This is a genomic window from Actinomadura geliboluensis, assembly GCF_005889745.1.
In the GTDB taxonomy this organism is placed as follows: domain Bacteria; phylum Actinomycetota; class Actinomycetes; order Streptosporangiales; family Streptosporangiaceae; genus Spirillospora; species Spirillospora geliboluensis.
This window is the reverse complement of the sequence record NZ_VCKZ01000625.1, coordinates 1-3523: the sequence shown is the minus strand read 5'-3', so window position 1 is coordinate 3523 and position 3523 is coordinate 1. Positions and strand designations below refer to the sequence as shown.

General features: G+C 70.3%; 5 protein-coding genes and 1 tRNA gene. 3 read left to right on the top strand and 3 right to left on the bottom strand.

All coding sequences use genetic code 11. From position 1 onward, the window contains the following. Positions 1 to 505: RcpC/CpaB family pilus assembly protein (locus ETD96_RS42645; RefSeq protein WP_138642163.1), on the top strand; the 505-nt coding region annotated here is incomplete at its 5' end. A 357-nt stretch (positions 506 to 862) separates the two neighbouring features. Continuing rightward, positions 863 to 1276, top strand: a complete 414-nt coding sequence (gene mscL, locus ETD96_RS42640; RefSeq protein ID WP_138642162.1) for a large conductance mechanosensitive channel protein MscL — start codon at positions 863 to 865, stop codon at positions 1274 to 1276. Positions 1277 to 1302: 26 nt separating this feature from the next. On the opposite strand, the gene ETD96_RS42635 is transcribed toward mscL, so the two are convergent. Together ETD96_RS42635 and ETD96_RS42630 are read right to left on the bottom strand one after the other, a co-directional pair. Continuing rightward, on the bottom strand, positions 1303 to 2337 hold the full coding sequence (locus tag ETD96_RS42635) for a D-alanyl-D-alanine carboxypeptidase family protein (protein WP_138642161.1): 1035 nt from the start codon (positions 2335 to 2337) through the stop codon (positions 1303 to 1305). An 82-nt stretch (positions 2338 to 2419) separates the two neighbouring features. Then, the gene (locus ETD96_RS42630; protein ID WP_138642160.1) at positions 2420 to 2869 is read right to left on the bottom strand and encodes a hypothetical protein; all 450 of its coding nucleotides are present in this window, start codon (positions 2867 to 2869) and stop codon (positions 2420 to 2422) included. Between the two features lie 133 nt (positions 2870 to 3002). Here ETD96_RS42630 and ETD96_RS42625 point away from each other — a divergent pair. Continuing rightward, a tRNA-Arg gene (locus ETD96_RS42625) sits at positions 3003 to 3075 on the top strand. Between the two features lie 15 nt (positions 3076 to 3090). Here ETD96_RS42625 and ETD96_RS42620 read toward each other — a convergent pair. Next, on the bottom strand, positions 3091 to 3417 hold the full coding sequence (locus tag ETD96_RS42620) for an ACT domain-containing protein (protein WP_138642159.1): 327 nt from the start codon (positions 3415 to 3417) through the stop codon (positions 3091 to 3093). Between the last annotated feature and the right edge of the window lie 106 nt (positions 3418 to 3523).

Sequence of the window (3523 nt, the reverse complement as noted above, 5' to 3'; positions counted from 1 at the left end):
CGCTCCAGCCCGCGACCTCCCCGCGGGGACGACCCTGACCGCCTCCGACGTCCACCGCGTCGCCGTCCCGCCGTCCGCCGTCCCGTCCGGCGCCCTCCGCAAGGCCGCCGGCCACACCCTCGCCGGCCCCATGCGCCAAGGCGAACCCTTGACCGACGCCCGCGTCCTGGGCGACGCCCTCCTCCACGGCTACGGCCCCGGCACGGTGGCGACCCCCGTCCGCATCGCCGACCCGGACGCCGTCCGCCTCCTCCACCCCGGCGACCACATAGACGTCCTCACCGCTCCGACCCCGGAGACACCCACCTCCACCCAGCAGCCACCGGACGCCCCCGCAGGCACGGCCAAGCTCGTGGTCTCGGACGTCCCCGTCATCGCGACGCCACCGGCAGACGACGACAACCCTCAAGAGGGAGCACTGATCGTCCTGGCGACCACCAGACCCCAAGCCCTGACCCTGACAACCGCCGGCCCCAACCTCTCCCTGACCATCACCACCCGCTAACCCCCGAGCGTTCACGCCACAGGCATGACCTCGGCACCCTCCGGCCGGTGACCGCAGTCCCGTCCACGCCCCCGAGCGTCCACGCCCCCGAGCGTCCACGCCGCACGCGCAACCTCGGCACCTCCGGCCGGTGACAACAATCCCTTCCGCAAGCGGCGTTAGCGGTTGAAGCTCTGCCCCTGGTTCTTTGGCAGCCGTCGGCCGTTGGCTCTGCGTCAGTTGTGGTGGTGCGTGCGGTGTTTGTGGGACGGGAGTTGCCTGAGGTCAACTTGGCTAAGCGGGGAGTGTTCATTACCATCCGCCGTTCCGGCGCCCTTGTCGATCTGTGGGCGTTCCCCGACACCCCCTGGAGTGCTCATGAGCGGATTCAAGAAGTTCCTGTTCCGCGGGAACCTGGTCGACCTCGCGGTCGCCTTCGTCGTCGGCGCGGCGTTCGCGGGCCTCGTCAAGGACTTCGCGAACTCGTTCATCACCCCGCTGATCGCCCTCCTCGGCGGGAAGCCCGACTACACGCGGCTGGCCGTCACCATCAACGGCACGACGTTCCCCTACGGGGTCTTCGTCACCTCGGCGATCGCGTTCACCATCACCGCGGCGATCGTCTACTTCCTGGTCGTCCTGCCGACCGCGAAGCTGATCGAGCGGATGGACCGCGGCAAGGAGGCCACCGAGCGCGAGTGCCCGCAGTGCCTCAGCGACATCCCGGTGAAGGCCAGCCGCTGCCGCTACTGCACCTCGGAGATCGTCCCCGCCACCGAGGTCCCCTACTAAACCCCGGTGGCGCGGGGCGGGGCCGGTCAGTCGTTCTCGGTTCCGAACTCCCAGTGCCAGGGCTCGAACGGGTTGCTGTAGGCCCATGCCGGGTGGATCCAGCCGTACCTTCCGGCGTGGGCCTCCATCCAGTTGAACTGGAGGGAGCCCGAGTTCTGGACGCCGCCGCACAGGTCGAGCGCCTGCCCCTTGCCGTGGTTGCTCGTCCCGGGGACGGCCGCGAAGCCGGGGCGGCGGGCGTAGACGGAGTGCTGCTCGGCCAGGCTCCGGTACGCGTCCGTCACGCACATGTCGCGGCCGAACCGGCGCTTGTACGCGGTGTTCAGTTTGTAGAAGGAGAGCGCCGCGTCGGCCCGCAGCTTGTGGCCGCCCTTCTGCGGCAGCGCGCACAGGTACTTCGCCGGGATCAGCCCGTTCGGGAACTTCTTCGCGTCCGCGGCGAGGCTCTTGTCGCAGCCGAGCTCCAACCGCTTCTGCCGGCTCACCGCGAGCTTGTCGAGCATGTCGTTGAGCTGCTTCGTCAACTGCGCCGACTTGGTCTTCAGCCCGTCCACCTCCTGCTGGAGGCGGGTCTGCTCGACCGCGTTGCGCGACTGCAGGTCCTGCGCGGTGGAGGCGAGCTGCTGGCGCCGGTTCTGCAGCTCGTCGGCACGGTCCACGAGCGCCTGCTGCGACCGGGCGAGCAGCGTCACGTCCGCCGTCGAGCGCAGCGCCTGGCCCGGGTCGCCGCCGCCGAAGATCGACATGGATCCGGCGGCGCCGCTCTGCTGGTAGGACGTGTTCGCCAGCCGGGCCAGCGGCTCCCGGATCCGGTTCAGCTCGGCCTCGGCCACGGCGAGGTCCTTCAGCGTGCCGCGCAGCTTCACCTGCGAGGCGGCGAGGTCCTTCTGCCGGCCCTTCATCTGATCGGTGGCCTTCTCCAGCTCGTCGCGAGCCTTGGACGCCTCGCGCCGCAGCGACTCCAGCGAGTCGGCCCGGCCCGCGGCGGCGGCGCCGTGCGGTGACAGCACCGCCATCACCAGGAAGACCGCGGTCAGCGCCGCCGACCGGGTGTACGGCACGGTGGTTTTCCTCCAGATGCCCAAATGCGGAACAGCGGCAGAACGCTACTACAGGTTCTACGATGACCTGCGCGTAACCGGTTCAGCGGTCACCGTAACCGTGGCGCTCGCACCAGCGGCGCATCCACCAGACATCATCCCAGCCCGCCGGGCACGGTCGCCGCACCCGCCTCGTCGGGGTCGGCGACGGCTCCGGCGACGCGGTCCGCCGCGGCTTCGTCACCGGCGCGGGCGCCCGCTTCGGCACCTTCGTCGCGATCTGCGGCTCCGACTCGGGCGGCACGTACTCGCCGTACGTCGGCTCGGTCTCCGGCGTGGCCGGCGTGGCGTTGCGCGCCGTGGTCCCGGCGGTCTCCGGCCGCTCCCGGACGGGCTCGTCCCGCATCCCGACCGCGATCACGGACGCCACCAGCACGGGCACCAGGAAAGCGGCGGAGATCACCGCGATCTGTCTGCCCCGGGACGCACCGCGCTCTTCCGCCTCGTCTTCGGCGCCCTTGAGCTTCGGCTGACCGCGATGCCGTCCCGTCACGGGACCGAAGCGTACAGACACGGGGCCCACCCGGCCTAGAGCCCCGGGTGCACCCATAAGAAGAAGCGTTCACCGCTCCCTTTCCCCTACCCTGTACGTGCCGTCCGCTACGCTCTAGCGCGAGCGACGACATGCCTCCGTAGCTCAGGGGATAGAGCACCGCTCTCCTAAAGCGGGTGTCGCAGGTTCGAATCCTGCCGGGGGCGCACAGGACGTGGAACTCAGTCCCATCCCGCTTGGGCGGCCAGGGCGGTGCGGTAGAAGGCGTCCATGCGGAATTGCTCCGGAGCGGTGGGGTCGGGCATCCCGTGAGCGGGTGTGGTCGCCTCGGTCTCGTCCTTCAGTGGTGGGGCAGTGCCCTCTGCCGGTGGGGTGCGCGTGACGAGTTCCAGTACTGTCGCGTTCTCGGACGAGTCCGGCACCTCGATCACCAGTGAGGGGCCGGTGGCATCGGTCAGCATGCCGGGGTTGCGGGGCGACGCCTCGTGAACGTCCTCTAGGTGCTTCGTCCCCAGGAGGACGGTGCCGCCGAGCACCACGATTCTCATGTCGGGCCCTCCTTTTCTCGCTCTCACCAGGTACGACCGGGCACCTCGCGGGCCTGTGACAGTCGCCGCGGGGCGGGGGGCGCCGGCCGATGCCCGGGGTCACGGG

What these genes read in the sequence shown, in the direction of transcription:
- mscL (WP_138642162.1), top strand. Translation starts at nt 863, where the DNA reads ATGAGCGGATTCAAGAAGTTCCTGTTCCGCGGGAACCTGGTCGACCTC.
- ETD96_RS42620 (WP_138642159.1), bottom strand. Translation starts at nt 3,417, where the DNA reads ATGAGAATCGTGGTGCTCGGCGGCACCGTCCTCCTGGGGACGAAGCAC.